This window comes from Dyella sp. SG609, from assembly GCF_012275375.1.
Classification (GTDB): Bacteria; Pseudomonadota; Gammaproteobacteria; order Xanthomonadales; family Rhodanobacteraceae; genus Dyella_D; species Dyella_D marensis.
In genome coordinates, this window is sequence record NZ_JAAZQJ010000006.1 from 1 (window position 1) to 25,371 (window position 25,371).

Genomic DNA, 25,371 nt, shown 5'->3' on the forward strand with positions numbered 1-25,371 from the left:
CGCCATGGACATCTGGGAGGCCTTGCGCCAATGATGTTCGAGGCGGCTAACTCAAAATCCAGTAGCTAACCGTCTACGAAAGCGGGGGCGTACCAGCCGCTTTCGCTGGCGCGTGCATAAGCCAGGGCATCCACCGTCGCGAGCGATCACACGGGACCTGTTGGCGTGCGTCAAAGCGCGTCGCTGCCGCCTCACTTTTCATGCCCGCCAGACCGCGTCAGACGGACCCTGGAGGGCTGTGAATAGCTGCGTCGAAATCGACCTCTAAAGGGTGCGCGGGTGAGGCGGGGGTAACTGCGCAGCTCAGGGGGCAAGCGCATCCCCGATCAGGCATCTCTTGCATTTCAGTCGAGAAATAATATGATGACGATCATATGAGACGAACTGCCACTCGATCCAAGGCAGCGACGCACGAGCGCATCGTCGAAACTGCCGCGCGCGCCATCCGCCGCAGCGGGTATGACGGCACTAGCGTTGCCGACATCATGAAGGAAGCTGGCCTGACGCACGGTGGGTTCTACGCTCATTTCACTTCACGTGAGGCGATGCTGGCTGAGGCGGCGGATCGCGCAGGCGCCGAGGCTGTCGCCGCCTCGGCACAGATCGCTGCCTCTGTGCCGCCGGAGCAGGCATTGCAGCGGTTGCTGAGCGCTTACCTGTCAAAAGAGCACGTTAAAAGTCCAGAAATGGGCTGTCCCGTCGCGGCGCTTGGTTCGGAGATGCCGCGCCAGGCGGAGGAGGTGCGTCGAGCCGCCACGCGCCGGATCAAGGAGATGATCGATGTGATTGCTCGTCAATCGCCCGATTGGGGGCAGCCGGGCGCGCATGAGCATGCCCTGGTCACCGCAGCCACGATGGTTGGCGCCCTGGTCATGGCTCGTGCTGTGGATGATTCCACGCTCTCCGATGCGTTATTGAAGGCTGCGTTGAATCACCTCGTCCCGGCCACAGCCTGAGCGGCGCCGCGGCTGAGCCTTTTTGTGAGCATGAATATGATGAACATCATAATCAGAGCATTGGAAGGCAATACCGCGTCGACCTGATAACGCACCGCTTCACCTCATCGAGTTCACGGCTACACGTCAAAAGGCATTCCCATGAAACCTAAGAAATCTATCGCGCTGGTCACGGGTGCCTCCTCGGGCATCGGCAAGGCGACGGCGGAGCGCCTAGCCTCCGCCGGCTATACGGTCTACGGCACCAGTAGACGCGTAGCGCAGGTCGGTCAGCTGCCCTTTGCGATGCTGCCGCTGGACGTGACGCGGGACGAGTCGGCGGAAGCCGCAGTCGGAGAAGTGATCCGGCGAGAAGGCCGCATCGATCTACTCGTCAACAATGCCGGCTTCAGCGTTGCTCCCGCCGGAGCGGAGGAAAGTTCGATCGAGCAGGCGCAGGCGATCTTTGATACCAACTTTTTCGGTCTCATCCGTATGACTCGCGCCGTCGTGCCTCACATGCGACGCCAAGGCGGCGGTCGCATCATCAATATTGGCTCCGTGCTTGGTTTCCTGCCGATGCCATACGGGGCGCTCTATGCGGCCACCAAGCACGCGGTCGAAGGCTACTCGGAATCACTCGACCACGAACTGCGCACGCGAGGCATCCGGGTCTCCGTCGTCGAGCCTGCGTACACGAAGACGCAATTCGAGGCCAACTTTCTGGAGCCCGATGCCAAGCTCGACGAGTACCGTGAGATTCGTGCGGCACTGGCCGAAAGAACGAAGAAACTCGTCGAGGCGGGAGATAAACCCGATGTTGTTGCCGATACTGTGTTGAAAGCTGCTCTGGCGCCCCATCCGAAGCTGCGGTACACCGCCGGCGGCCGAGCGCGCGGCCTGCAGCTCCTTCGCAAATACGCACCCGCCAGCGTGATGGACGCCGGGATTCGAAAAGATCTTCAGCTCGATGCTGTGCGGGCAAGGCGTACACCATGAAAGCGTTCATCGTAGACCGATACGGCAAAACCGAGACGATGCGGCTCGGCGACATGCCGAAGCCCTTGCTCGGGGATGACGATGTGTTGATCGAAGTCCACGCCGCGGGTGTGAACCTGCTGGATTTCAAGATCAAGAGCGGCGAGTTCAAGCTCATCCTGCCCTATCGCATGCCACTGGTATTGGGCCATGACGTGGCCGGCATCGTGGTTCAAGTTGGATCGCGCGTTCGGCAATTCAACATAGGCGACGAAGTCTATGCACGGGCGCCCGATCACCGCATCGGCACATTCGCGGAATTCATCGCCGTGAACGAAAACGATGTCGCGCCCAAGCCCGGGAATCTCACCATGGAAGAGGCGGCGTCGATCCCATTGGTCGGCCTGACCGCTTGGCAAGCCCTGGTTGAAAAAGCTCACCTGAAAAAGGGCCAGAACGTATTCATCCAGGCTGGATCCGGTGGCGTAGGCAGCTTCGCCATTCAATTGGCCAAGCATATGGGAGCCACCGTGGCGACCACCACGAGCAGCGCGAATGCAAAGCTGGTGAAGAGCCTTGGGGCGGATGTCGTCATCGACTACCGGAAAGACGATTTTGAGAACGTGTTGCAGGATTACGACCTGGTCATGCATAGCCAGAACGCGGAAGCGCTGGAGAAGTCCTTGCGTGTGCTGAAGCCCGGCGGAAATCTCATCTCGATCTCCGGCCCTCCCGATCCAGCATTCGCAAAAGGTATCGAGGCGCCATGGTTCGTCGTGCTCATTGCCCGCCTGTTGAGTTCTGGTGTCAGGAGGAAGGCAGCCCGCCGTGATCTGGGATACGCGTTCTTATTCATGCGGTCCAACGGGCCTCAGTTGCGAGAGATCACCCGGCTTGTCGAGGCTGGGGTCATCCGCCCCGTCATGGATCGGGTGTTCCTATTCGAATCGGTCAGCGAGGCCTTGGCCTACGTCGAAGCGGGGCACGCCAGGGGCAAGGTCGTCGTCAAGGTCAAATGAGCAAGAACGCTTCGACTCGTGCACGTGGCAACTGGACATGAGGCCAGAGTGTGCGCTGGGCGGTGGCCAGGGGGCGCCGGTATTTCTTCGCAGCCATTCGTGGCGCAAGCTCTACGTATTCCCTGCCTGTTTGAAAGAGTCAGCGCAAACCGCTTTGCAATAGGGCCGCCCATGACAAATCGACCGCGTTCCGCCAGGCGGCTTTCATAGATGCCGCAGTTCATGCGGCCGTTATTCAGGGCCACACACCAGGCTTCTTCATTCCGCTACATGACGCGCAGCCCATTGGCGAGATCCATGGTGAGATGCGCGGGAACGGTGTCGTCTGGTCGAAGAACGACCGTGCGACGGCAGCAGGCCGCGTCACATGACGAGCAATGCGCAGCGGCGATCATGCGAGGCCATGCCGGCGGACTAGCTGTTCGAGTTGGTATGTGAGGTCTTTGGCGCGGAATGAGATCGGCGCTGTCTCCCTGGTTTAGTGAAGCGTAGGGGTTTCATGGCGGCGATGGTATTCGTCGATGCTCGCGAAGACCCGTTGTCGGATCAGCTTCTCGCAATGGACCTTTCCGAGGCTGCAAATGAAGTGGCTGGTGATGAAAGTCACTGACCCCTCATCATCTTCTAGGCTCGCCGACCAGCTCACGTTGCCGCTTTCTTGCTGGTAAGCAACGATGTAGATCAAGTCTCGATACGAACCTCTGATTTCGTCGGACACAATGGCGATCTCCTGCGACTGGAGCGAAGACGAGTCAGGGACCCAGTCGCAGGTCATGCGCGTGACAGGTGGCCGATGTGCTTCATGGCTTCACGTGGTGTAGCCCTAGGAGCATATGAAGAATGTTAAGTCCAGTAATGGCATCGACATGGAAAGGGACAACTGCCCCTGATCGCTCGTCTACTTTCGGCGCGATCCAGGAACGAGATCCAGTTTGTTCGGTGCTCTTCCAGGGTGGTTCGGATCACGCTTGAAGTGCGGTGACCGGGTGTACTTCGACGCATCGTTTTCGCCGGAATTGTCTTTTTTCGCCGGCACAGTGGCGTAGACGGCATGAATATCTGCCGCCGTGAAGGGCTTCGGAGGGTGCGTCATGGGATTCTCTGAGTAAGGAGGGTGCCGGCAACGAATGCCGGGGACAAATCGCCGAGCCAGGGATGGCTACTCGGATACAGCAGGCGGAATCTGCTTTTCAGGTCGAGAATGACCTTCGTATACGCTTGGCGACGCGAGCACCTCTGACAGGCGGAATAGCGCTTTTGGGCCAGCATAGCGTATCGGCTTCCCCACTGCTGTTACCCGTAAGGCCGGCGAGGCGACTTGCTCGCACCCATCGATGAGGGAGTTGCCGTTTTCAAGCCTGGCAATCAGCACCGCAGGCTTGCGCTTGCTTGAATGATGGCATCGACTCAGCTCCCTCATGCTGTGGTAACGGAAGACACTCAGTCTGAGCGGGGCGTATGCGCGCTTTGCTCTTTGGCGAATTACCCTGTAGTGTGAAGCGGCTGAGTTTCGAGGGTCACCATGAATTGTGGCCTGATGCTGTAGATAGCTTTTCACTACACCGTTGTTCCCCTTCCTCCTTGCGACCAGCTTTTCCGCCGCGATGCGGCCTTACTCGTTTCAAGGAGAAATAGACATGGCCCAGACTGAAACTGGTTCCGTCAAGTGGTTCAACGATGCCAAGGGTTTTGGCTTCATCAGCCGAGACGAGGGTGGTGACGATGTGTTCGTCCACTTCCGCTCGATCCAGTCTGCAGGCTTCAAGAGCCTGGCCGAGGGTCAGAAGGTGTCCTTCACCGTGACCAAAGGCCAGCGAGGCTTGCAGGCGGAACAGGTGCAGGCGATCTAAGGATCCTTGCCTGAAGGAAAAGAGCCCGGCCTTGTGCCGGGCTTTTTGCCTTAAGCGCACTTGCGGTGCTCAGCGCATTCCTGGAACGGCGGCAGGATCAGATGCTCTTGGCATTTGCTGTTCCAGCCATGGGCTCCATCCTGGCGCCATCGCGGGATGCCACTTTCTTGGCCTGCTTGTCGCCTTGCTTTTTCTTCTTTGCAATTTCCCGCTGGCGTTTTTCGAAAGAGTAGTTGGTCTTTACCAATGGAGCGTTCTCAGTTGTGGTGATGGGGCATCGGCTCCGTAGAGCGATCGTCGTACGTCGTGCGTCAAGGACAAGCGGTTGATCCTAAGATCCATCATCGAGCTCAGATATATGAGCGTTGCTGCCAAAGGGCCATGCTTTTAGCCCGCTTGGGTCCATGTAAACTCGATATCGTCCATGACGACCTGTTGAACCTCTCCGGGCGACACGCCTAGAAGTTCGTTGATGCCGCCATGACGCATCCCGAAGAAGATGCCATCGCGTCGGTAGGTTGCGCTCCATCTGACGCGATCCGCGTGGATAAGTTCGTACTCGCCTTCGTACGTAAAGCCATTCGTGGTTTTGCCGGATATATTGGTCATGGCGACCTCCTTGGTGAGAGCGCAGTGGTGCACTTCACGATCTCTCGAAGACTAAAGTGCATAGATGCCGAGCACGACTTGGCGTCACAGAGGCAAGGATGCGTGGCGCATACGCATCATCAGCGATCTCTGTTAGAGAGCCGGGTCACAGGGTCTTGGAGGAGAGGTTGCGAATGGTCTGAGATGTCGGAACATTGCCGTCCGAGCAGAATGTTCCCTAAGCATGCGCTTTCCTCCGTTACGCTACCGTAGCATGTCGTAAAGCTATCGCGCTTGCAGCTGCGATGGGCATCCGAGGCGATCACTACACAATACATGCCTCCGTCGTCCTCCGCGTTACCGCCACCTAACAACTATAGGCGCATGCTGCGTTGGGGCATGAAGACATTCCAGTCTTGGCAAGTGCCTCAGTCACGCGGCTTTGTTCCTGACGCTACCCGAGCACTTCCCCGATTCGTTTCGGAGTTACGGCATGGGCTGCTCAAGGTTCGCCCTTTGCACTGACCGGGAGACGACGTCATGTTGAAATCGAGACAAGAGCTACGAAGCATGCTGAGCCGCATTGAAGCGGGGATAGTGCAACTGCATTCCAGCAACCCCAGCGAACCGGATTTCTTCCGGTGGACGGATGGCGTATTTCACGGTGTGCGAACGCAGTGCGCGCACGAAGACGATGATTGGCTTTTCAATTTGATCGACCAGATATGCACGCGCCAGAGCGTCCCGTACCCGGCGGTCTTGTAGTGCTCATCTTTGACCAGGATAAAAGAAGGCCGAGGAACTATGTCGATGCGGTGCGAAGCGAAGCTTTCATGGCAGTCTCGTTCATAGGCCGTAGCGTCGGTCACAATCCAGACTTATGAGGGTGGCGTCGTGAGCAGTATCGTTCGTCGTGAGATGATCGGGGGCTGGGAATTATCTCTTACAGAGATCAAACATCCCGCAAATGCGAGAGTGACTGCATATCGATTCGGTGCGCGAATGTCACTTGGTGGTGGTCGCTTCACGAAAGAGATTGGCGAGCATGCACGCCGCTTTCTGTCTAAGGCGGCGGCATGGACCGCTGGCAGGGAATTCATTGGTGAGGAATAGAGGCCGGTCGGATCATGTCGATGACTTCTTTATCGCGTCACCGGAAAGCGGTCACGTGACAAATGAGCCAGCGAGGCGGTAATCCAGTTCCATATGCCGAGCGTGGCCATCATTTCCGATTGCGGCCGATACCGCTACTGCCTCACTCAGAAGTTGGCGGCGAGCGGGCCGGTCTTCGCGTTCTTTGGGGTCTATCCTTCTGTCGCCGATGCGGAAGCTGGCGATGCCGGCATGCGTAAGAAAATTGGATTTACGAGGCGCTGGGGCGGATCGCAGTGCGTTGCCGGGAGCATCTTTGCGTTTCGTACTGCTAGTGTGTCAGTTCTTGGCAAGTGTGCTGACCCATTTGGGCCGCGCAATGCGGTCGAGCTGGAAAACATCATCCAGTGCGCCGATGTGCTCGTTCCGTGCTGGGGGACGCGATCGAAGTTGCCGGAGCGCCTCCGTCCACGCGTGGCATGGCTGTCTGGGTTGCTGCTGGCTAGCGGCAAGCCCGTGAAATGCCTTGGCATCACCAAAGGTGGTGATCCTTGCCACCCGCTCATGGTTGAATATGACACGCCGCTTGTTGACTTTGTTGTTTGAGAAAGTCAATCGGCAGACTGCGTTTCCTTCAAGGAGCGCTGTTATGACTGATGCGGAGTCGAAGGATGTGTGTCCCGATCACCATCCATGATTTGGCTGACCCTCAGGGACGTTTCGCTGATCCGAGACACCACACCTAATGGCGGCATCTACAGCATCAACCCGGGTAAGAAAGCGCTCTCCGGTGACACCAAAGCGCCCTTTGATCGCCAGGCCGTCGCGTAACAGCCGCCAGTGTCCACGCCATAGACCAAAGGCGTTGGGACCGTCTGCCCAGGCATCGATTGTGATCGTCGGCACAGGGATTCCTAACAGCAGACCTATTCGACGTTAGTCCTATGGGTCAGAAGGCGCAAGTCCGGCTACCACATGCTGTAGGTTATCGAGCACGGGAGGCTCACGCGGAGGCTTATAACGTAGCGGGGCGTCGCTGCCAAGCGCGCATTTAAGTTCTCTCACGCCTCATCTTGTGGGAACGCATGCGCGATTGGCGTTCGCTGCTGGAGCAGGACATGAACAAAATGCGCCACCCGGTTGGCATTCCTTGGTTCATAAAGGAGGATTACGAGGCATTTCGCCGGCTCGTTCCCCAGCGCAGTTGGCACACCACGTTCGGTCAGTGGGAGGCCGCCGCTACGAAGGTTCTGGATCAACAACGACGTGCTGGCGTCCTCGCATTTAAGGTGGAGGTGCAATCCGAATCTTTCGCGCTTTGGTGTCTTGACACCGGACACAGTGTCGACAGAGAGGCTCTTTCTGAGTACGCCAGCAAATTCGCGCGTAGGTTGCTTGCTTCGAATGACAGTGGCTGAAGGTCATTTCGACCCTCCTGCCCAGTCCAAATAGCCATGGACTTGGAATGGGGCATGAGTAGAGCTGTCACCAGGACGGTGGGAAGCAAATAACTAGGTATGTCTACTAGCTTGGCAGGCGTGGGCGCATGCTTGCCTTCATGTGGACGTGCATCCGTTGGCTGGTCAATGAAACCCAGTCTGGCACGTGAGCTGGCGATGGATGCGCTGTTGATGGTGATCTGGAGGCGACATCCCCCATCAGGCGTAGTGATCCACTCTGACCAAGGCGTGCAATACGGTGGTGACGATTGGCGTCGATTCTGTCGCGAGCATGGTCTGGAGGTCCGCATGAGCCGGCGTGGCAATTGCTGGGATAACTCCGTGGCAGAGTCGTCCTTCAGCAGCTCGAAGAAGGAGAGGGTACGAGGTCGCGTCTACGGCAGTCGCGAGGAAGCACGTAGCGACCTGTTCGATTACATCGAGGTTTTCTACAACTATCGCGAGAAAGCCGCGGACACCAGCTTCTCGCGCAGTGAAGTGACCGGCTACTACTCCTATAAGTTCGCTAGCCATCCAGAACTACGGTGCCGACGCGCTCACGAAGGAGCATGTCCTCGCCGTGCTGGGGGAGGGGACCACACAGGTTCCCGTACCCGATGGCGAGCCCGGCGAAACGATGTCGATGATGCGCTGGGACGCCAACTTCCTCGCTAATATCAGCATTCGGCAGTTGATCGCCGCGGTGGCGTGTGCTGGTGAGGTGACGACGCTAGCAGACCTGCTGTAACGCTTCGGGAGTCTTCTAGGCAACGACGTCGCTCGCTTGCTCGTCGGGGCGGTGACGTCGGTTTCCGACCACGGCGACTAGCTCTTCCAGGCCAAATGGCTTTCTCAAGATCGACAAGTCGGCTGGTAGCCTTCCAGCCGCCTCATCAATGCGTCCAGAGGCGACGACGATCATCATGTTTGGATCGATCTCCCGTGCTAGGAAGGCCAACTGCGCTCCGTCGAAAGAGCCGGGCATGTTGACGTCAGTAAGCAACAAGTCAAAGCGACCGCCAGCGGCAAGCAGAGCATGGGCGACATCGGCGTTGATCGCGCTCATGACCTCAAAGCCAAGCTCTTCCAGCATCGCGCAAAGTATGGCTCGAACGTCGTCTTGGTCTTCCACCACCAGCACCCGCGGCCTAGGAGGTTGCTGGTCACCGATATCGGCATTGGGTGATTCTGCGCTCATTATACCTACTCTGTGACGGCGCCTTCCATGGTCGCCTCGGAGGGCAGTGTCACTGTACGCCGTTGGCTGGTTTTTGGATGTAAGTCATCCAGCCGGACCAATAGTCGTTTATAGCCGGTCTAGTAAGTGCGCAGGTCTTAATGCCTCAGGGCGGACGGGTGCCATCCCGAAGGTACAGTTCCGCGCTTGGAGGAGAAGCCTGCTGGATCACTCCTCTTCGCAGCCGCCCGGGTTCTTGTGACTCTGACGACCAGGGGTAGCTATCCGGGCATCAATCCGAAGGCGGTTCGCTTCATGGCGGAGCTTGGCTACGACCTATGCACGCACGCCTCCAAATCGCTAGATCAGGTCGGCGGCGAGTTCGACGCCGTGGTAACCATGGATTGCGGCGACAACTGTCCGTGGGTTCCTGCCAAGCGACGTGAGGATTGGAACCTGCCCGATCCTAAGCATATGGACGATGCCGGCTATCGCGCTGTGCGAGACGATATTGGAACTCGCGTGAGGCGCCTGCTAGAGAACGTATGACGGCACTGCCGGACCTTATCGACTTGACCTGCGCCAAGTTCCGAGTCATTGGATTTGGGGAAGCCGCGTCAGAGAGAGATTGCGCCAAAAGCAGCATGTATTGCCGCAGCAATTTCGTCTTCGCTGCGCCCTCCATTGATGGCAATGCCTCCTCCAAAGACAAAGTGAGGAACCGAACGGACACCGGCATCGGCCGACTTGGCCGCTTCCTGCTCGACGCGGCGGTGCTGTTCGGGATCAAGTGCAATGGCACGCGCCTGATCGCGGTCGAAGCCGTAGTCGGCTGCGATGTCGGCCAGCACATTCGCATCGGAGATATTCTTCGCTGCGATGAAGTAAGCATCGGTGATTGCAACCGCAAGCCTATGCTGCGTGTTACGCCCAGTGGCTGCCAGAATCAAGGCATGAGCTGCCTGGGTCGGATAGGCCCAGAGCTGACGACTAAGATCCAAGTCGAAGCCCGAAGCGCGAGCCTCTCCCTCGGGGCGAGCAAAGGCGGCCTTCGGATCGGTTATGCCGTAGCGCGAACGCAGCAAGTCGGGAATATAAAGGCCACCTGCCGGCGCATCAGGCAGCAGCAGGACGGGGTGCTGCCTGATATCAACAACCAAGTCGGGAAAACGCTCCGCCAGCACTTTGTCGAGACGGTGATGTCCGACGATGCACCACGGACATGAGATTTCAGTATAGAGATCTATTTGCATAACCATCTCGTGATCTGATCTTCGCGCTACCGACAACGATTTCGACCCTTCTTGCGAACGGCGCGAGTTTCTTGGCGTCGCGCGTATAGACCGACAGGTTGTAGCCCTGCTTCAAGGCTTCCTCGATGATGTGCCTCCCGGTCGGCCCGGTCGCGCTGCACAGTGCGATGGTTTTTCCCCGGCCATGAGGTCAGGCAGCCTTCGTCATCAAAGCTTTGATGGCTGTTTCCGTGTTGGCGATGGCGGCCTTCGCCACATCGGGGGCCAGAACTGTGCCTTCGACACGCACCACTTCAACGTCGGTTAGGCCGATGAAACCGAGGAGGTGCAGCAAATAGCTGGTCTGAAAGTCGAACGGTGCCCAAGCACCTTCCGAGAACACGCCGCCGGCAGCGGTAACGAGATAGACCTTCTTGCCGGTCAGAAGCCCCTTCGGCCCAGTATCGCCGTAGCCGAAAGTGACACCCGGCCAGGTGACGTGATCGAACCAAGCCTTTAGCTGCGAGGGCAGGCCGAAGTTGATCATGCCCGAACCGAGCACAATCACATCGGCGGCCTTCAACTCATCGACCAACGCTTGCGCGACCTTCACTGCCTCTGCCTGTTCCGGCGTGCGCTCTCCGGGCGAGGTGGTCCTGCCTTGGATATAGGCCGGTGCGATATGGGGCGGAGGATTCGCGGCAAGGTCGCGCACGGTCAGCGGGCCGCCCGAGCGGGCCTGGATGCCCTCTGCGATTTCGGTGGCGAAGCGAGTGGACAGGCTGTCAGCCCCGCGCGGGCTGGAGGTGACAAGCAGGGTATGGCTCATGATGGCTCCTAAGTATAAAATAAGAACTAAGTCAGCTAATTGTCCTGACTTACTAATTCATACCTAGGATGGTGCCTTCTGCCCTGTCCTCACAAGAAGGCACACGCATGTCACCTGGTCACATCGAGCTGCCCACCGATATGCCTGCACCGAATGCCGGCGGCTGTGTGGCAACCCGCCAAATATTGGATCGCATCGGCGACAAGTGGAGCCTCTACATCGTCGTCATGCTGGCTAATGGCCCACGGCGCTTCAACGAATTGAAGCGCGGCATCGACGGCATTTCCCAGCGGATGCTGACGCTGACGTTGCGCGGGTTGGAGCGCGATGGACTGGTGACGCGAACGATGTTCCCAACCATTCCTCCGCGCGTTGATTACGAACTCACTGACATGGGAAGAACGCTGCTGGAGCCGGTCATGGCTTTGGTTAACTGGGCAAACAAGAACCAACTCGCCATTGCCGAAGCGCATAAACGTTTTGACGAGGAACCGGAGCCGGATCAGGTCTTGATTCAAGGCGTCGTCTATCAACGCCGATAAACGGGTCTCGCCTTCTGCAGCGCGGAGGCCTACACCTGTTCGTAGGCATGGTCCCGCTGGACCCCAAATGACGACGGGCCACGTCGTTTTGTGGCGATCGACCTATCACCATTGACGCTCGGCTGGCGTATGCTCGCCGGCATGTGGATCTGCATCCGCTGCCATACCGAATTCCCGGAGTTCACGGGAGGTGCCGAGGCCAACCTCGACAGCTTCGGCCTGCACTTTATGTGCCCGGTCTGTGGGCGACGCAATCGCCTGCGCAGTCTTGGCGAGGATAGGGAAGGGTTTCTGCGTCTGGAGCAGATTGACGAGCCCGAATAAGACAGCAGCCATTCTTGAGAACCATGAAGACCCGCACGCAGCTCCGTGCTTGCGACACAGCTCCTTGACCGGCATGCCCGCGTCAACTTCATGCAGGAACCCGATGATCTGCTCTTCGGTAAAACGCTTCTTCACGTCCAATCTCCTTCGGCTGAGGGATTGGACTCCAAATCGAAGCGCTACTCAAAACCGGTGGCGTTGGGTCATTAGTCGCGAGAAATCCTGAACGGCATATCACTCTGTTTAGAGAAAGCACCTGGATGCAGGAGGACGCTGCTTACTTTGCTTTTCGACGAAGGGAGCAGAGCATCAAGCTTTCGAGTGCATAGTCGAATTCAAAGACGGAAGGACTATCTTCGGGGAAGCTTTCGAGCCGCATGCTATTGGGGTCAGGGTTCTCGTCGGTGATTCGCAAGCCATCGAAGTAGGAATCGACGTCCTGAAAGTAGAGCCTGTTTACTTCGTTATTGCCCAAATTCCTTCCGATGTATACCAGTGAGCTGACTGTGGGGATCAACATGTCTTGATCGACGTAGGTGACATGGAAGTAGGTTTCGCCAATGACCAGCTTGTCATTGCTGACGAACTGGCCATACGGAGGTATCTCGCGTTTATCAAAAGTGATCGTCATTAGCTTTGGTGGTGTTTGTCAGCCTGCGTGTGTGAGCTGCTTAAGTCATTGACGGGTTCATGCAATAGAGAAGGCGGCCACTAACCGCCTTCTCTTCGAGATGTGTCGCGCTCACCTATTCTTTCGGCGAATAGAGCATCTCATTAGTTCCTCGAGCGCACCCTCAAAGTCGAACATCGATCGAAGCTCTTCGGCAGGGTTAGCGTAAAACATGGCCGAACCCGGTTCCACATCGGTATCGGAGAAACGAACTCCTTCGCGATAGGATTCCACGTCTTGGAAGTAGAGGGTGTCTTCATCATCATCAACCAAATTTCGACCGATATAAGTCACGGAATCCATCAAAGGAATGGTCATGCCTTCATCGGCATACGAAACCTTGAAATAGGTGTCTCCGATAGTCAGTTTTTCGGGATTGACTGAGTCTGCGCCTTCCGGCAATTCGCGCTTATCAAAGGTGATCACGGGATGCTTCCTAGTGAGTTGCACATTCTATCGGGTCGGTGCAGTCGCATTTCGGTGAGACGGCGGCGGGAGAGCGAGTTGGCTCGGGCTCGGGCACGATCCAAGGTCTCCGCGGCGGTTCTTTGCAGGAGCAACTTAGCTTGCTTGGTACCCATCCATAGAGGGATTTGTCATCCACTATTCTCGTCACCTTAAATAGTTCATTCATTCTGCAACTTTGGACGGTAGTGCCATTCTGAGCACACATTTCTTGGCACTGTTCCAATTCCGCTGTTTTGCATGGCACGGTTCGCTGACGTTGCTTAGGTAGGGGTGTCGGGAGCAAGCCAAGCTGGTCAGTGAAAGTCAGGGGGCTGAGATTGGCATAACCATACGTGCTCGGGCCGGCGTCCAGTCCGGTCGGATCACTTTGGAGGTAGCGACCTGTCGCCGCCTCATAGTGACGATTGATGTTGTAGGCGATGCGGGATTCGGCGTCGTAGTATTGCCCTGCGAAGCGCACATTAAGCGTATAGCCGCTGGTGGAGCTGGGTTGAGCCTCGCCGAATGGATTGGACTGATACGCCCATTGCCATACCGTTGCGCCAGTGCTGTCGGCGACCGCCCGCGGCGTGTTGAGGCCGTCGGCATGCACGTAATTGGTGGTGCTCACCGTGCCTTGCGTATCGATGACGGCCAACGGGAGATCTTCCAGCCAGATGTAATCGCGGGTGGTCCCACCGTACTCGCCGATGAGTTGACTGCTCTCGTCATAAGCGAAGCGCTGGCTCAGCGACGCCGGCAGCGTGGCCACCTTAGCGACGCGCTCGCCCAGGGCGTTATAGGTATAGGTGCCGACGGTGCTGCCATTGCGCTGCGCGATGGTCATCCGATTCCGGCCGTTGTAGCCGAAGCCGAACGATTCGCCACCCACCGAACTAGCGGTCGTGTTGCCGTTGTTGTCGTAGGTGCGGGCGGCACTGCCAATGTAGCTCAGCCAGTTGTGGGGATACTGGTAGTAGCTATATGTGCCTGTGGCGAGGCCGCTACCGGTTTTGCCCGTGCGATTGCCGATGGCGTCGTACGTATAGGACTCCACGCTCGTGCCAGCCGCGTTGTTCACGCCGGTGAGTCGCGACAACCAATCGTAGCCGTAGGTCTCCGTGGCGGGGTTGGCGCCAGGCACATTGCCCAGGGCCGTGATGCGCCCCATGGCATCACGGGCGAAGTGCAGGTTGAGCGCCGGGCTGGTGGCGTCCGTCACCTGGTAGTTCAGGTCGTAGGTGCGCGTGACGGTTTGGCCGTTCCCCAGGGTGTAGCTCGCAACGGGGCCGAAGGGCAGATAGGTGATGCTGGTCGCGATGTTGCCGGTGCCGGCGCCCGTCGTGCCGGGCGGGAGCGCCGTGATGGCGCTGATGCGACCCACGGTGTCGTGCTGGTACTGGACGGACGTGCCACTCGGCGTGACGACGCTGGCGAGCCGGTCCGCCGAGGTATACGAGTAGCCCGTCACGTCGGTCACCGAACCCTGGGTCTGGCTCTTCTGCGTGACATTGCCGCGGGCGTCGTAGCAGTACACCGTGGTGACGCTGGCTTCGACCATGCGGGTCAAGCGCCCCACCGGATACGAGCCCACGCAGCCGGTAACACTGTCGGCCTCATCGTAGTGGTAAGCGACATTGAGGCTGGTATCGACGTACGTGGTCGCCGTCACGCGGTTGAGCGCGTCGTAGCTGGACGTGGCGACAACGTTCTTGGCGTCCGTTCGGGTCAGCACGTTGCCAGCGACATCGAACGTGGAGGAGGTTGTGCCCGTGTCGGGGCTGGTCAACGTCTTCCGGTTGCTCAGGCCGTCGTACGCGCTGGTCGTGTACTTGTAGTCCGGCGTGAGGGTCTGGGTCAGGTTGTCCAGCACGTCGTAGGTGTAGCTGGTGGACGACACCACCGTCGAACCGTTGACTGTGGCGCTGCTTTGGAGGCCCGAATAGCGATTCAGGCCATCGTAGCTCCGGGTCTGGGTTACGCCGAGCGCATCGACCGACGTCACCAGGTTGCCGTTCGCATCGTAGCCGCCACTGGCACTGGCGTCGAAGATGGTGTGGTTCAAGCCGTCAATGATCTTGGTGAGCTGGCCCAGGTTATTGAACGTGCGGGACAGGTGGCGGCTCGGGGTGGAGCTGCCCACGGCATAGGTCGCTTCGTCCGTACGGTTGCCCGCGGCATCCAGCGTGTAGTGAATGTGGTTGCCTTGGGCATCGGTGATGTCGGTCAGCCGATGCGCGTTGTCGTAGCCGTAGGTGATCGTCACGCCATCGGCATCGGTAATGGATTCGACGGCGCCATAAGGCTTGTAGGTATACGTTGTCGTCGCTCCGGCAACCGTGCGCGTCTTGAGCCAGCCGCGGGGTGTGTAGGTCAGATCGGTGATCACCCCATTGGCATCAATCAGACGGGTCGGCCGCCCCGCTTGGTCGTAGGCGGTGTTCGTGGTCACGTGGCCCAGCGCGTCGGCGACCTGATAGAGGTCGCCCGCCCGATGGCACGCGCCGCCCGGAGTGGCGCAACCAGACGTATCCGTCGTCAGGTAATAGCTGTAATGCGTGATATCGGAGACATCGGTGCGCGGGCCGTCTTCCGTCAGCTTTAGGCCGACGACGGGGCATTGGGTGCCGTCCACGCTGGTGCAGTAGGTGTAAGTCCACTGACGCACGCCTCCGGGCGCCTGCGCGTTACTCCCACAGGTATAGCTAGATGCGCCGCTGACAGCCGGATCAACCTCGCAACGCGCAGTGACTTGGCCGGTGCTGTTGTACACCCAGGCGCTTTGCGTGATGGGATTGTTGTTGCTGTCGAGCGTGATTCGCGTCAAGGGGTTGCGAAGCGTGGTGTCCCAGGTGGTATTGATCGTGCGTTGTTGCCCGAGCGACGCCAGGTTGTAGCCTTCGATCCGCTGCGTTTCCAGGCCCGCCGTGTTGTAGGTGAGCTTGGTGACGTTGAAGGTGAAGTCCGTGTACTGGCTGGGATAGCCGTTCGTGTCGTACTGAATCGTCTGATACTTCTGCTTGCACCAGTCGGTGTTGCAGGCCGCAAACGTACCCGTCAGCTTGATGGCGCCATAGCCATCGTCTTTCATGGAGACGTTGCCCGACGCGCCCAGCGGAAACGTCATGGTGGCGAACGAGCTGCTGCCGCCTGTCACGCTTCCCGCATTGGCGCCACCGGCATGCGACGACGACACCGCGCGACCATTGGTGGCGCTGTAGCCCGTGGTGTCGTAGCGAACGCCCGCTTCATCAATGACGCCGGTCAGGGCGTAGGGTAAGTTGGCTCCGCCGGTGTAGGTCGGTTCGTTGTAGACGTATTGCTTGGTCTTGCTATCCGGATACTGGACGGAGGTCAGCGTTCCGTTGGTGTAACCGTACGTCAGCACGCCGCCGTCCGGGAGTGTCACCGTATGCAGCAAGCCGGCGCCGTCGTAGGCGAACTGCAGGGTGCGACCGAACGGGTCGGTCACCGTCTGCAACTTGCCGCCGCTGTAGGTGAGCGTCGTCGTTTGGCCGGTGGCGTCGGCGATGTATTGCAACTGGCCCGAGGTCGAGTAGCGCTCGAACTGATTCGGGCCGGCCACGTAGACGGTGAAGCCCGTGCTGTCGGCCGTCAACGTGTCCGGGATATTGGGGTCGGCTGCCCAACCGCCATTGGCCGTAGGCATGAAACGCTCGCTGCGGCCGTCAGCCCGGAGTAGTTGGATATACGACGTGCCGCCGCCGCCCACGAGCGTGTTCTGGAACAGCAGGGAGCGGTCAAAGGAGTGGCGCCATTGTGGCCCCATGCTCGCCGGTCGCACGCTGGCCTGGCTGTTGTAGAAGCGCCGAAAGGTCAGCCAGGGCAGGGCATCGAAATCGGATTCTTGGTCGTACTTATTACCCGTCGCCAGATTGATCGGGTCCAAGACCAAGGGGGTGCCAGGGCAGGTGACGATGCCGTCGCCGCCTTGCACGCCGTCGCCGCCGTTGCAGTTGCCCGCATCACCGGTGTTCTTTTCGGGATTGTTGTCGTAGGCCGACAACTGAATCTCGATGACATGGCTTGGGCAGACGAAGCTGCTCGGGTCGGTCGATACGTAGTAGACCTTCGCGACGTTGCCCTGGGCCTGCTGTGTCGCGTTCTCATAGGCTGAGGCGACTTGGCAATTCGTGCCGGCGGGGTAGCGGGCAGCGAGGAACTGTTTCGTCCCATCGAGCGCTAGGCTGATTTCCCCCCACGAATACTGTACGGGGTTGTTGTTCGTATCGAAGTCTTTTATGTAGAACGGGATGGCGTAGTAGGTCGTGGCGCTAGTCGCGCCCACCCATCCCAAACACAGGGCTAGCGCCCACGCTGAAAACCACACGCGGCGCGTGCGGCTATGACACCTTTGTCTAGCGGCCATCCTTGTTCCCTCGCCGTTGTTGTCTCGATCCTAAGTTCGCGCTGCGGTCCATCAGCGGCGCGGCGTCATCCGTAAAGCCGTGTGCATGCTTCCGGTCGGGCAAGCCGCGGACCAGCACAGCAGCATCTCAGGAGATCATGTCAAGGAAATGTGAAGACTTGGCAGGGGCGCTTTGGCCTGGATTTAGACGTCTAAATGAGACGACCAATGTGGAAGAAGGTTAGGGCGCGCATACCAGCTTTAAACGCATGGCTGAAAGGTCTGAGCGTTCTCTGGTCAGTCGTTCCTTCAATACATAGGCGCTTGACGACTCGTTATCTTTACTCGGTTGACCGTCCGTCCAGTTATAAATAACAAAGCCCGGTAGACGACGCTCATCCTGAGTTACGGCTTCTTCAAGTCGTCGTATTTCTTGGATCACTGCCGTGTTCTGGACGCGTCGCATATCTTCCAGCTGCGCGCGGCACGTAACTAGATCGCTGGCGGCTTGGCTCGATGCTTTGGAGTCCCCGGCTTCTTTGCGAAGCTCATCATTCTTATTTTCGAGATCGTGGACACGGCCGCTCAGATAGGTAATTTCGTCCGTATCGCCTTTATGCCTTTCCGTGAAATTAGGTACTTGATCCCAAGGCTGTTGCGCCGGCACCTACGATCGTCCACACCACGCCAAAGCCGACCTTCTCCCATATGCCGCTCATAGATTCCCTGTGTGAGTTCCATTTTCCTGTGCTGAAAGCATATCGAATAGGCTGACCGGCATCGATACCAAGTGTGTGGCGAAGCCGCCTACGCGTCTTCCGGACCTTCGAGTAGGATTCACAGGCGTTTCACGCTGGGCTCGGTGTGATCCCGGCTTTCGAGCGGTACACCACAAGGATTGGGCAAGGGGAAGAACGATGCGGGTTGGGCCAAGGGCGGACGCCCTGATTCGACACTTTGCACTCGGCGCGTTGTATTGCGCTGCGCTGTTTCTCATTAGCAAAGTGACTTTTACCCACTGGATCATCGTTACCGGTTTTCATCTGAGTGCGCTGCTTCTGGCGCGGTATCGCTACTGGCCGGCGCTGGCACTCGGCGGTTTGGCGCGCATGGTCTACGTGAGTATCGACTGCTATCCGCAATATGGCGCTGTATGGGCAACGATAAACTTGGTGCCGGCGATTGCGTATTACATGCCCGTCGTTTGGGCCTTCCGTCAGCGCGGGCTGCTTTTTCCAAAGCAGGGGACGTTTCAGGTCGTTGGCCTTGTCCTGTGCTCCTTCGTGGTGGCGACGATGGCCACGGGCATCACGCTTGGCCAGTTGCTCTTTACTCCGCTGCCACCAAACTATGTCCTTGACTACAGCCAGGTGGTGCCGCGGCTGGTGCTGGGTAATCTGCTAGGCGTGCTGACGATTGCACCTACGGCGATGGTCCTCGCCCAGCTAGCGAGTGAGGCCCGCGGCCAATGGCATGCCTGGCTTCACGAGGTGGCGGATAGTCGGCTCCTGTTCGAGACCGTGTTCGTGGCTATTCCCGTGATGCTGCTCGTCGGGTGGGCGGGTCTCCAGGATGCACAAAGTCGTCCGGTCGCTCAGATGGCGATGTTCCTGCCGGTCGTGTTTTTGGCGCTCCGCCATGGTTGGAGGGGCGCGGCATTGGCCGGGACGCTCGCCAGCGTGGGGATCATGTTGTTGATGCCGACGCAGGATGATCCGAACACGCTTCAAGCGGAGGTTCTGGTGGCACTGGCTATCGCCACCATGCTGCTCGTCGGCGAGCATGTGGCGGGACTTCATCGGCGGGCCGAGCAGGAGCGCGTGGACTCACGCACGGCGATGGCGCTCGCGCAGCGGAACGTGGAGCTGGGTGAATCGCAGCTGCGCAGTGCGGCGGTCTCGCTTGAGCGTACGCGCGAAGCGTTTGATGTGATGTTGAGCCACCTTTTTTCCCGAGTGAGTTTCTACCTGCCGGCGGCGGAGGATCGTCGTTATCGTCGGCTTGCCGAGGCGGCGAAAGGCGAACTCCACCTCCTGAGCGACGCCATGCATCCGCTGATGTACCGCGATAGAGGACTGCCGGGGATGGTAGCGCAGGGTGTCTTAGCGAGACACCTTGAGGCGGCCGGGATCGCCTTCTGGTGTGATGTCCGGGGACCGGCCAGCGTGTTTCCCCCAGCGATGCACCTCGCTGCTTATCGCCTCATCTGCGATGCCGTCACGGACGCCTGCATGGAACAGAACGTCAGCGAAGTGTTGGTCAAGGTCCGCTGCGGGACGCATCGCCCACTACGCATGACGTTGCTGGTGCAAACGGTCGGTGACGTGGAGCGCCTGGCGCACATTGGTTGGGAGAAGCTGCTGCCGTCCCTGCGGCTGCTGTCCAGCGGCCTGGGCCGCCGTGCTATCGAGGACCGCGCAGCGACCTATCAAGGTTCAACGCGTGAGCGCCCATTGCCTCACGGTCGGCGGCTCATGATCTCGCTACAGCATCCCGGCCAACCCCACGCCTAGGTGGAGTTAGCCCGTCCTTTTACTGCACCTTGATATTGCAGGTGACCGGGTCGCCACAGGCATCGGCGGCGCGCAACTGCATGGCGCCGTTGGACAGTGGCGTCGCCGTGATGGCCGTGGTGCCATCGTTGTAGACCGGCTTGGGTGCGGCAGCTGGTTGCGTTGCTGCCGGAAGGGCGGTCGGTTGGGATGGCGTGTCGACGAGATTCGCGTACCGGCCAATGGGAAGTGTAAGGAAGATGCCTCCAGCGCTACCGACGCTGCCGAGTACGTTTCCGTTGGCGTCATTGACCTGGATGTACCGAACCCCGCCAAAGTCGAAGACGTAGACATGGAAGTTGGGGTTCGTGCTCACGTCGGGTGCATTGGGCCAAGCCTGGCCAAGCCCGTTGCTGGGTGACGCGGCCATGGCCGTGCCGGAAAGGCCGGCGACGAGGCCGACGCCGAGGATTGCACGTGAGAGCAGGTGCATATAACGCGACCCTTTATTGGGTGGATGAAATCGACCGATCAACGGATACCGAAATCTAGCACTGAGGTGTGAAAGTGGCATGAGCAGGCCTCGCCGGTCGCTCGGGGCGTTCTCCGGCGGTTGAAATGGGATCCGAGCAGGGGCTCGGCGTGCGGCGCCCAGACGGGCGCTTGTCGCGGCCACGGCCCTGGTCAGTGCATGAGCAAAGAGGGTTTGCCCTCAGCGCGCGCGGTCGTCCCCCCTCCTCGCCAGGGCACTTCTCTCCGCACTTTTGATGCAATAGATGCAAGGGCGTCGAGCCGCGCCCTGCTTGGTCCGAGGAAGGATTTCTGTGGAGTGGCAAGTGATGCGGATTGATGCGCGCCAGAAGTGAGTCCCTGGGGCTGGACCGAGCGCCGCCAAATCCGCTCAAATGCCAGGCAGATCATCTGGCGCTCGCCGCAGGTCGTGCTCATCTGCGAGGGAGAGTAAGCCCAAAGCACCATGCCTTAGTTCATAAGACTCTGCAGGAACGAAACCACTTCCTCTTCAGGAAAGAAGGTCAGCACGTCATCGAGGTGAAGTCGGTGCTTTCGCTGCAGATCGCGGAACTCGGTTTTGGCCAGTGCGAGCCGTTGCGCCGGCGTCAGCATGGCCAATTCCTCAGAGTTCAATGGCTCGGCCGGCTTTCTGTCTAAGGCGGCCAGCTCTTGTTGGAATTGCTGCCAGATATCGTCGGATACGTGCTTGCGCATGCTGTGTCGGGTACCGGTGACGGCGGGAAGGTCGGCGCCGTGCTGCCGGTTCCGGCGAAGGGGGGCGTGTCTGGGGATCTAGGGAGCACGCCAGTGAGCCACCTTAAAGGAAAGGCCATCGGCAAGTGTAACGGTTGCCCGATAAGCCCCCTGGCGACCTATTTAAGTGTCGGCGGGCATGGCATGACACACGACCTCTTCCGGAGCCATGGCAGAAGGTCAGAACTCGGCGTGGTGACCATTTTTCCTGGCTAGTCCAGATGTTCAGTAAAGTCCGCTTTCGACCCGAAGCAGACATGCCGGACTAAGTCGCTAGGTACGCCGTGTCTCGCGAAGTTGAGCTAGTCGATGGATAGACAGGGCGGCTGATGGCCGCTCCCTGACCAAGGAGCAGGGGCTTATGGCAAGGACACTCTACTGCTGGAGATGCAAGCGGAACGCGCCAATGCTCGATGAGCAAGAATGGGCCGAGATTGCGTCCCTACTCTCTGCGATGGTGTCCAGGATCCAGGAGTTTCGGCGAGTAGAAGGCGCCTCGGTGGCCCAGGCGCTCGATCAGCGGTTCGGTGCTGACGCTCTGTCGCGCTATCAAGAATTAACTGGTGAAGAAGAGTCAGATCCCGAAGCGTTGCTGCATCACCGGGCCAGCTTGTTCGGCCCGCCATGCGAGGCTTGCGGGAAACCACTGCGCACGCCTAGAGCAGAGCTTGTGCGCTACATGGTGGGCAACGAACTTAGCGAGCGTCGAGCACTGGTCATCGTCGGCATGAGCGCAAGCGTCTATCACTATAAAGGTCGTCCCGATCGCAATGTGGTGCTCCGCGATCGCATCGTCGGCCTGGCGCAGCGCCATGAGCGCTGCGTGCAACTGAGGTTGATCGAGCCAGGAAAACTCAATCAGAACGCCTACATCGAATCGTTCAACGGACGCACTGCGTGATGAGTGCCTCAACGAACACTGGCTTCCGAACTTGCGGCACGCACTGAGATCGAAACCTGGCGTCGGGACTACAACGAAGAGCGGCCAAAGAAGGCCTTGGGCGGGCTCACGCCCGCTGACTATGCGAAGCAGCTAAAGTGACCATGGATCCTAATTCGTCCCGCTACTGAAGGCGGGAGTGTCGCCCCGACGACGAAACCGGGGGCGCACCAACCTATTCCACCGGTCTGGAACTCAGCATTGGCCACCAAGTAAATAATACATTGCGGTTTCGCTCAGGGTGACCTCGTGGTCAACCATGCCGTCCACGAGAATGATGCTGGTGATGTCACCGCCGCGCGAAGCATTGCCGACCTTCGGCTCTGGCACTAGTGAAGGATCGGCGTCTCGTGGCGGCGATGGTAATCGTCGATGCTTGTCAGAATTCGTTGTCGAATGGCACTCTCGCAGTCGACTGTCCCAAGGCTACAGGGGAAATGGTTTGCGACAAACGTCACTTCCCCGTCATCGTCTTCAAGACTCGCCGACCAGCTCACGGTGTCCCTTTCACGGCGGTAGATGGCGATGTAGATCAATCCTCGGTAAGAGCCTTGAATGCCTGTCATGATCGATACCTCCAGTGACTGAAGCAAAGACGAGTCAGGCATCCCAGTTATTGATCATGCGCGTGACAGGTGGCCCGTAGGCGTCAAGCCCTTTCTTGGTGTAGTCCTATCGACATGTGTCGCGTGTTAAGTCCGCAGGCCACTCAGCTTTTGCAGGTGCCAGATACCCGCTCTAGAGCACTAAGCTGATCAATCGGGTGTTGATCGTTTGCGGCGGATGATTCGCCTTCGTTTATACCTGGCGATGCCAGTATGTCCGATAGGCGAAGAAGTGCTTGCTTCGCTGCAAAGTTAATCGGCTGCCCGGCCGCCGCCGCCTCCAGGACCGGTGCGGCCACCTTTTCACACCAATCAATCAGTGGATTGCCGTTCATAGAGGCCTCCATCCGCCGTGGGGACGAACCAGCTAACGATCTGGACACCTGGCATTATAAAGATGGCGCATGACAGGTCGGTCAAGTGCAGATATCAGCCGGAAGAACTATGACGATTCATCTGGATGGCATCGAGTAGAAATGACTTAGCATGGCGACGTCTTTCCCTTAAAGCACCTTCGACTGAACTAAGCCTTCCTTTGTTCTCATTCGCGATTCGATTTCACGAAGCGCACGGAATCTAAAGGTGGCCGGCGCCATAGTGATTGATACATGCGAATCGCCCGACGCATCCATCCCGTGTGCTCTTGATGCATCAGAGCTAACTCTTCGATGGATGGCGCGTGGCGGTATGCGCCCCGCCGGAAAGGGCGGAAGAAGTAGATGAATCTCGCAAACGTGCCAAGAATCATCGACGCATGCCTCGTTTTATATGCTTCGCGGCGTCTACTGCTGCAGCGAGCTTTTGCCTTCGAGACATCACTTGCAAGGGCTTCAAAGGAGGTGTCTTGATAAGATGATCGAACAGATCACTTAGGTGTGTTATCCATTTGCCAAGCAGTGACACAGGACGATGGGCGATGTGTGAAAGAAGGGTGATCATAGCGGTCGCCTCAAATAATGAGCCTCTACAAGTCGAAACAGCAGTCGAAGTCAAACGGTAGGCCGGTGTGTGATGAAACCGGTGGCGGGGATGGCCCCACCACAAGTTCCTGGTAGTTACTTCTTGGCGGGCACGTTCACCGCATCGATGGCATGGATGATGCCGTTGCTCGAGGTGATGTCTCGCCCAGTGATGATTGCGCTGCCGATGCGGAGCTTGTCGCCGTCTTTCGTGACCGCTGCCGTCTGGCCCTGCATCATCTTGGGTGTGGTCAGCTTCTCGACGTCAACCGCCGGTACTCGACCGGGCATCACGTGGTACTTCAGTACGGAGATAAGCTCCGCCTTGTTCTCTGGCTTCAGCCAGTTCTCCAGGGTGCCTTCCGGCAGCTTCTTGAACGCCGCATCCGTCGGCGCAAAGAAGGTATAGGGGCCTGATTCCTTCAGGGTTTGGGTGAGGTCCGCTGCTTCGAGGGCCTTGCCTAGCGTATGGAAGGATCCATTCGCAGCCGCTGTCTCGATGATGTTCTTGCCAGGGGCGTGGGTAGTATTGGCGTCATGGTTGGACATATATGTGCCTTGAGTGGTGATCCGAGTGGCGGATCTGGGGCGGCCGAAGCCGCAACTCCGATAAGAGTCGGAGAAGTACTCAGGTGGCGTTAGGGATAGGACCGCGTGACTGAGGCGCCTGCCAAGAGAAGGCTTTATTCCTGGCGCCAACGCAGCATGCGCCTGCGGTTGTTAGGTGGGGGTAACGCGAGAAGACGAGGCGGACACAATATCTAACCCGGTCGTATTCGGATGCCTGTCGGGGGCTTCGGACGCAAGGGTTTGACGACACGTTACGGCGGCGTAACGAAAGAAGGCGCATGTTGGGGAGGCGCCGCGGCTCAAGTGATCATGCCTCCGGCGCCTCAGACTATCCGTGACTTTTCTTCCAAGCTCTCTGAGCCTCCTCCGCACTGATCGGAGTTGTGGGTGATGCACGCGCACGCCCTGCAGGATGCAGGTTCGCACTCGAGGCCTTTCCATGTACATCCTCAATCAGCTCAACTTGCTCTATTTTTACCCTCACAAGATGCGCTTCTCGCCGGCCGCCGATGTTGCTCACAGTGATCGCTGTACTCAGCGATTTTCGGGCCATTCGGTGTGGGCGGCACATTCTCCAGAAAAGCCTCTGCCGCTGCCTCGACAAGATGACGGCGCACTCAAGCTCGACCTGTCGGAATCGTTCAGTGATCGAGATTGTATCGATTCGGATCGCACGGACAATGATGGAGCGACCAACACAACCCGTGGCTCATCGTGATCGATGAGCGCTCGCATCCCCATACGATGGTTGATCATTGCGCCCGCACCTGTCGAGAGAATCTGAGGGCATTGGTGATCACCGTCGAAGGAAGTCATCATGACCAATATATCTGGCAAAACTACGAATGGCTTTACGTACGACGGCGATTACGAACTCACTCGCTCGGATCGTGTCAGGTGGAGCGCCACCTATCGGCGTGATGGAATATTCTTTGGCATGCGACATGGCGGCATCAATGAACTTCTCGGCGTATCGCTGAATGAGGTTCGAGAAGCCGTCATGGAGGACATCGAGCTTGTCTGGGTCCGTACCAATTAGACGAAGTGC

Annotated in this window: 27 protein-coding genes and 3 pseudogenes; 15 read left to right on the forward strand and 15 right to left on the reverse strand. The window is 58.5% G+C overall.

Annotation, left to right across the window (positions count from 1 at the left end; genetic code table 11):
• The first annotated feature begins 374 nt into the window (after positions 1-374).
• From FHW85_RS12690 to FHW85_RS12700, 3 genes are all read left to right on the forward strand, one after another.
• The gene (locus tag FHW85_RS12690) at positions 375-956 is read left to right on the forward strand and encodes a TetR/AcrR family transcriptional regulator (RefSeq protein WP_167252132.1); all 582 of its coding nucleotides are present in this window, start codon (positions 375-377) and stop codon (positions 954-956) included.
• A 141-nt stretch (positions 957-1,097) separates the two neighbouring features.
• Complete coding sequence (locus FHW85_RS12695) at positions 1,098-1,934, forward strand: oxidoreductase (protein WP_167252131.1); 837 nt, start codon at positions 1,098-1,100, stop codon at positions 1,932-1,934.
• Positions 1,931-2,932 carry an NADP-dependent oxidoreductase gene (locus FHW85_RS12700; RefSeq protein WP_167252130.1) on the forward strand — a complete coding sequence of 334 codons (1,002 nt, stop codon included), beginning with the start codon at positions 1,931-1,933 and terminating at the stop codon, positions 2,930-2,932. Before FHW85_RS12695 ends, FHW85_RS12700 begins: the two co-directional genes overlap by 4 nt.
• 478 nt (positions 2,933-3,410) lie before the next feature.
• Here FHW85_RS12700 and FHW85_RS12705 read toward each other — a convergent pair whose 3' ends face one another.
• Positions 3,411-3,650, reverse strand: coding sequence for a hypothetical protein (locus FHW85_RS12705; RefSeq protein WP_167252129.1), 240 nt, complete (start codon positions 3,648-3,650; stop codon positions 3,411-3,413).
• 919 nt (positions 3,651-4,569) lie between these two features.
• On the opposite strand from FHW85_RS12705, the gene FHW85_RS12710 reads away from it, so the two are divergent.
• Entirely contained in the window at positions 4,570-4,782 is a 213-nt protein-coding gene (locus tag FHW85_RS12710; protein ID WP_167252128.1) for a cold-shock protein, read from the forward strand.
• 97 nt (positions 4,783-4,879) lie between these two features.
• Here FHW85_RS12710 and FHW85_RS12715 read toward each other — a convergent pair whose 3' ends face one another.
• Positions 4,880-5,029 carry a hypothetical protein gene (locus tag FHW85_RS12715; RefSeq protein WP_167252127.1) on the reverse strand — a complete coding sequence of 50 codons (150 nt, stop codon included), beginning with the start codon at positions 5,027-5,029 and terminating at the stop codon, positions 4,880-4,882.
• Between the two features lie 140 nt (positions 5,030-5,169).
• Positions 5,170-5,391 (reverse strand): TonB-dependent receptor, encoded by a 222-nt coding sequence (locus FHW85_RS12720; RefSeq protein WP_167252126.1) that lies wholly within the window; start codon positions 5,389-5,391, stop codon positions 5,170-5,172.
• An 873-nt stretch (positions 5,392-6,264) separates the two neighbouring features.
• Here FHW85_RS12720 and FHW85_RS12725 point away from each other — a divergent pair.
• From FHW85_RS12725 to FHW85_RS12745, 5 genes and pseudogenes are all read left to right on the forward strand, one after another.
• Complete coding sequence (locus FHW85_RS12725) at positions 6,265-6,483, forward strand: hypothetical protein (RefSeq protein ID WP_167252125.1); 219 nt, start codon at positions 6,265-6,267, stop codon at positions 6,481-6,483.
• Positions 6,484-6,585: 102 nt separating this feature from the next.
• A complete protein-coding gene (locus tag FHW85_RS12730; protein WP_343203539.1) occupies positions 6,586-7,068 on the forward strand; it encodes a DUF1643 domain-containing protein in 483 nt (160 codons plus the stop codon).
• 87 nt (positions 7,069-7,155) lie between these two features.
• Complete coding sequence (locus tag FHW85_RS12735; protein ID WP_167252123.1) at positions 7,156-7,293, forward strand: hypothetical protein; 138 nt, start codon at positions 7,156-7,158, stop codon at positions 7,291-7,293.
• Positions 7,294-7,580: 287 nt separating this feature from the next.
• Positions 7,581-7,880, forward strand: a complete 300-nt coding sequence (locus tag FHW85_RS12740; RefSeq protein WP_168648496.1) for a hypothetical protein — start codon at positions 7,581-7,583, stop codon at positions 7,878-7,880.
• A gap of 120 nt (positions 7,881-8,000) precedes the next feature.
• Positions 8,001-8,357: pseudogene (locus tag FHW85_RS12745) on the forward strand (DDE-type integrase/transposase/recombinase); the annotation flags it as partial.
• Positions 8,358-8,664: 307 nt separating this feature from the next.
• Here FHW85_RS12745 and FHW85_RS12750 read toward each other — a convergent pair.
• A complete protein-coding gene (locus FHW85_RS12750; RefSeq protein ID WP_167252121.1) occupies positions 8,665-9,099 on the reverse strand; it encodes a response regulator in 435 nt (144 codons plus the stop codon).
• A 237-nt stretch (positions 9,100-9,336) separates the two neighbouring features.
• Between FHW85_RS12750 and FHW85_RS12755 the strand changes: the two genes are divergently transcribed.
• On the forward strand, positions 9,337-9,627 hold the full coding sequence (locus tag FHW85_RS12755) for a hypothetical protein (protein WP_343203538.1): 291 nt from the start codon (positions 9,337-9,339) through the stop codon (positions 9,625-9,627).
• 68 nt (positions 9,628-9,695) lie between these two features.
• Here the strand turns inward: FHW85_RS12755 and FHW85_RS12760 are convergent, their stop codons facing one another.
• On the reverse strand, positions 9,696-10,331 hold the full coding sequence (locus FHW85_RS12760) for a DsbA family protein (RefSeq protein ID WP_208399558.1): 636 nt from the start codon (positions 10,329-10,331) through the stop codon (positions 9,696-9,698).
• Positions 10,332-10,521: 190 nt separating this feature from the next.
• Positions 10,522-11,139 carry an NAD(P)H-dependent oxidoreductase gene (locus FHW85_RS12770; RefSeq protein ID WP_167252119.1) on the reverse strand — a complete coding sequence of 206 codons (618 nt, stop codon included), beginning with the start codon at positions 11,137-11,139 and terminating at the stop codon, positions 10,522-10,524.
• A 107-nt stretch (positions 11,140-11,246) separates the two neighbouring features.
• Between FHW85_RS12770 and FHW85_RS12775 the strand changes: the two genes are divergently transcribed.
• A complete protein-coding gene (locus tag FHW85_RS12775; RefSeq protein ID WP_167252118.1) occupies positions 11,247-11,681 on the forward strand; it encodes a helix-turn-helix domain-containing protein in 435 nt (144 codons plus the stop codon).
• 366 nt (positions 11,682-12,047) lie between these two features.
• Here the strand turns inward: FHW85_RS12775 and FHW85_RS12780 are convergent.
• From FHW85_RS12780 to FHW85_RS12800, 5 genes and pseudogenes are all read right to left on the reverse strand, one after another.
• Positions 12,048-12,140: pseudogene (locus FHW85_RS12780) on the reverse strand (transposase); the annotation flags it as partial.
• Positions 12,141-12,282: 142 nt separating this feature from the next.
• The gene (locus FHW85_RS12785; protein ID WP_167252117.1) at positions 12,283-12,636 is read right to left on the reverse strand and encodes a hypothetical protein; all 354 of its coding nucleotides are present in this window, start codon (positions 12,634-12,636) and stop codon (positions 12,283-12,285) included.
• Between the two features lie 111 nt (positions 12,637-12,747).
• A complete protein-coding gene (locus tag FHW85_RS12790; RefSeq protein ID WP_167252116.1) occupies positions 12,748-13,101 on the reverse strand; it encodes a hypothetical protein in 354 nt (117 codons plus the stop codon).
• A 10-nt stretch (positions 13,102-13,111) separates the two neighbouring features.
• Positions 13,112-17,431, reverse strand: a complete 4,320-nt coding sequence (locus tag FHW85_RS12795) for an RHS repeat-associated core domain-containing protein (protein WP_210427786.1) — start codon at positions 17,429-17,431, stop codon at positions 13,112-13,114.
• A 301-nt stretch (positions 17,432-17,732) separates the two neighbouring features.
• On the reverse strand, positions 17,733-18,158 hold the full coding sequence (locus tag FHW85_RS12800; RefSeq protein ID WP_167252114.1) for a hypothetical protein: 426 nt from the start codon (positions 18,156-18,158) through the stop codon (positions 17,733-17,735).
• 250 nt (positions 18,159-18,408) lie between these two features.
• Here FHW85_RS12800 and FHW85_RS12805 point away from each other — a divergent pair, with 250 nt between their 5' ends.
• A complete protein-coding gene (locus FHW85_RS12805) occupies positions 18,409-20,004 on the forward strand; it encodes an MASE1 domain-containing protein (RefSeq protein WP_167252113.1) in 1,596 nt (531 codons plus the stop codon).
• A 19-nt stretch (positions 20,005-20,023) separates the two neighbouring features.
• On the opposite strand, the gene FHW85_RS12810 is transcribed toward FHW85_RS12805, so the two are convergent.
• Complete coding sequence (locus FHW85_RS12810) at positions 20,024-20,476, reverse strand: hypothetical protein (RefSeq protein ID WP_243867792.1); 453 nt, start codon at positions 20,474-20,476, stop codon at positions 20,024-20,026.
• A gap of 488 nt (positions 20,477-20,964) precedes the next feature.
• Positions 20,965-21,210 (reverse strand): 2-hydroxyacyl-CoA dehydratase, encoded by a 246-nt coding sequence (locus FHW85_RS12815; protein ID WP_167252112.1) that lies wholly within the window; start codon positions 21,208-21,210, stop codon positions 20,965-20,967.
• 862 nt (positions 21,211-22,072) lie between these two features.
• Between FHW85_RS12815 and FHW85_RS12825 the strand changes: the two are divergent.
• Positions 22,073-22,291 (forward strand): annotated as a pseudogene (locus tag FHW85_RS12825) (transposase); the annotation flags it as partial.
• 607 nt (positions 22,292-22,898) lie between these two features.
• Here FHW85_RS12825 and FHW85_RS12830 read toward each other — a convergent pair.
• Positions 22,899-23,129, reverse strand: coding sequence for a hypothetical protein (locus tag FHW85_RS12830; RefSeq protein ID WP_167252111.1), 231 nt, complete (start codon positions 23,127-23,129; stop codon positions 22,899-22,901).
• 720 nt (positions 23,130-23,849) lie between these two features.
• Entirely contained in the window at positions 23,850-24,302 is a 453-nt protein-coding gene (locus FHW85_RS12835) for a fasciclin domain-containing protein (protein ID WP_167252110.1), read from the reverse strand.
• A gap of 460 nt (positions 24,303-24,762) precedes the next feature.
• On the opposite strand from FHW85_RS12835, the gene FHW85_RS12840 reads away from it, so the two are divergent.
• Together FHW85_RS12840 and FHW85_RS12845 are read left to right on the forward strand one after the other, a co-directional pair.
• Positions 24,763-25,041 carry a hypothetical protein gene (locus FHW85_RS12840; protein WP_167252109.1) on the forward strand — a complete coding sequence of 93 codons (279 nt, stop codon included), beginning with the start codon at positions 24,763-24,765 and terminating at the stop codon, positions 25,039-25,041.
• Between the two features lie 99 nt (positions 25,042-25,140).
• Complete coding sequence (locus FHW85_RS12845) at positions 25,141-25,362, forward strand: TonB-dependent receptor (protein WP_167252108.1); 222 nt, start codon at positions 25,141-25,143, stop codon at positions 25,360-25,362.
• Positions 25,363-25,371 lie beyond the last annotated feature (9 nt).

Coding starts and splice junctions, on each gene's coding strand:
- FHW85_RS12810 (WP_243867792.1), bottom strand. CDS start 20,476: ATGCACCTGCTCTCACGTGCAATCCTCGGCGTCGGCCTCGTCGCCGGC.
- FHW85_RS12750 (WP_167252121.1), bottom strand. CDS start 9,099: ATGAGCGCAGAATCACCCAATGCCGATATCGGTGACCAGCAACCTCCT.
- FHW85_RS12700 (WP_167252130.1), top strand. CDS start 1,931: ATGAAAGCGTTCATCGTAGACCGATACGGCAAAACCGAGACGATGCGG.
- FHW85_RS12770 (WP_167252119.1), bottom strand. CDS start 11,139: ATGAGCCATACCCTGCTTGTCACCTCCAGCCCGCGCGGGGCTGACAGC.
- FHW85_RS12815 (WP_167252112.1), bottom strand. CDS start 21,210: ATGCGCAAGCACGTATCCGACGATATCTGGCAGCAATTCCAACAAGAG.
- FHW85_RS12830 (WP_167252111.1), bottom strand. CDS start 23,129: ATGAACGGCAATCCACTGATTGATTGGTGTGAAAAGGTGGCCGCACCG.
- FHW85_RS12775 (WP_167252118.1), top strand. CDS start 11,247: ATGTCACCTGGTCACATCGAGCTGCCCACCGATATGCCTGCACCGAAT.
- FHW85_RS12760 (WP_208399558.1), bottom strand. CDS start 10,331: ATGCAAATAGATCTCTATACTGAAATCTCATGTCCGTGGTGCATCGTC.
- FHW85_RS12695 (WP_167252131.1), top strand. CDS start 1,098: ATGAAACCTAAGAAATCTATCGCGCTGGTCACGGGTGCCTCCTCGGGC.
- FHW85_RS12840 (WP_167252109.1), top strand. CDS start 24,763: ATGTACATCCTCAATCAGCTCAACTTGCTCTATTTTTACCCTCACAAG.
- FHW85_RS12805 (WP_167252113.1), top strand. CDS start 18,409: ATGCGGGTTGGGCCAAGGGCGGACGCCCTGATTCGACACTTTGCACTC.
- FHW85_RS12720 (WP_167252126.1), bottom strand. CDS start 5,391: ATGACCAATATATCCGGCAAAACCACGAATGGCTTTACGTACGAAGGC.
- FHW85_RS12710 (WP_167252128.1), top strand. CDS start 4,570: ATGGCCCAGACTGAAACTGGTTCCGTCAAGTGGTTCAACGATGCCAAG.
- FHW85_RS12740 (WP_168648496.1), top strand. CDS start 7,581: ATGAACAAAATGCGCCACCCGGTTGGCATTCCTTGGTTCATAAAGGAG.
- FHW85_RS12845 (WP_167252108.1), top strand. CDS start 25,141: ATGACCAATATATCTGGCAAAACTACGAATGGCTTTACGTACGACGGC.
- FHW85_RS12835 (WP_167252110.1), bottom strand. CDS start 24,302: ATGTCCAACCATGACGCCAATACTACCCACGCCCCTGGCAAGAACATC.
- FHW85_RS12785 (WP_167252117.1), bottom strand. CDS start 12,636: ATGACGATCACTTTTGATAAACGCGAGATACCTCCGTATGGCCAGTTC.
- FHW85_RS12690 (WP_167252132.1), top strand. CDS start 375: ATGAGACGAACTGCCACTCGATCCAAGGCAGCGACGCACGAGCGCATC.
- FHW85_RS12735 (WP_167252123.1), top strand. CDS start 7,156: ATGATTTGGCTGACCCTCAGGGACGTTTCGCTGATCCGAGACACCACA.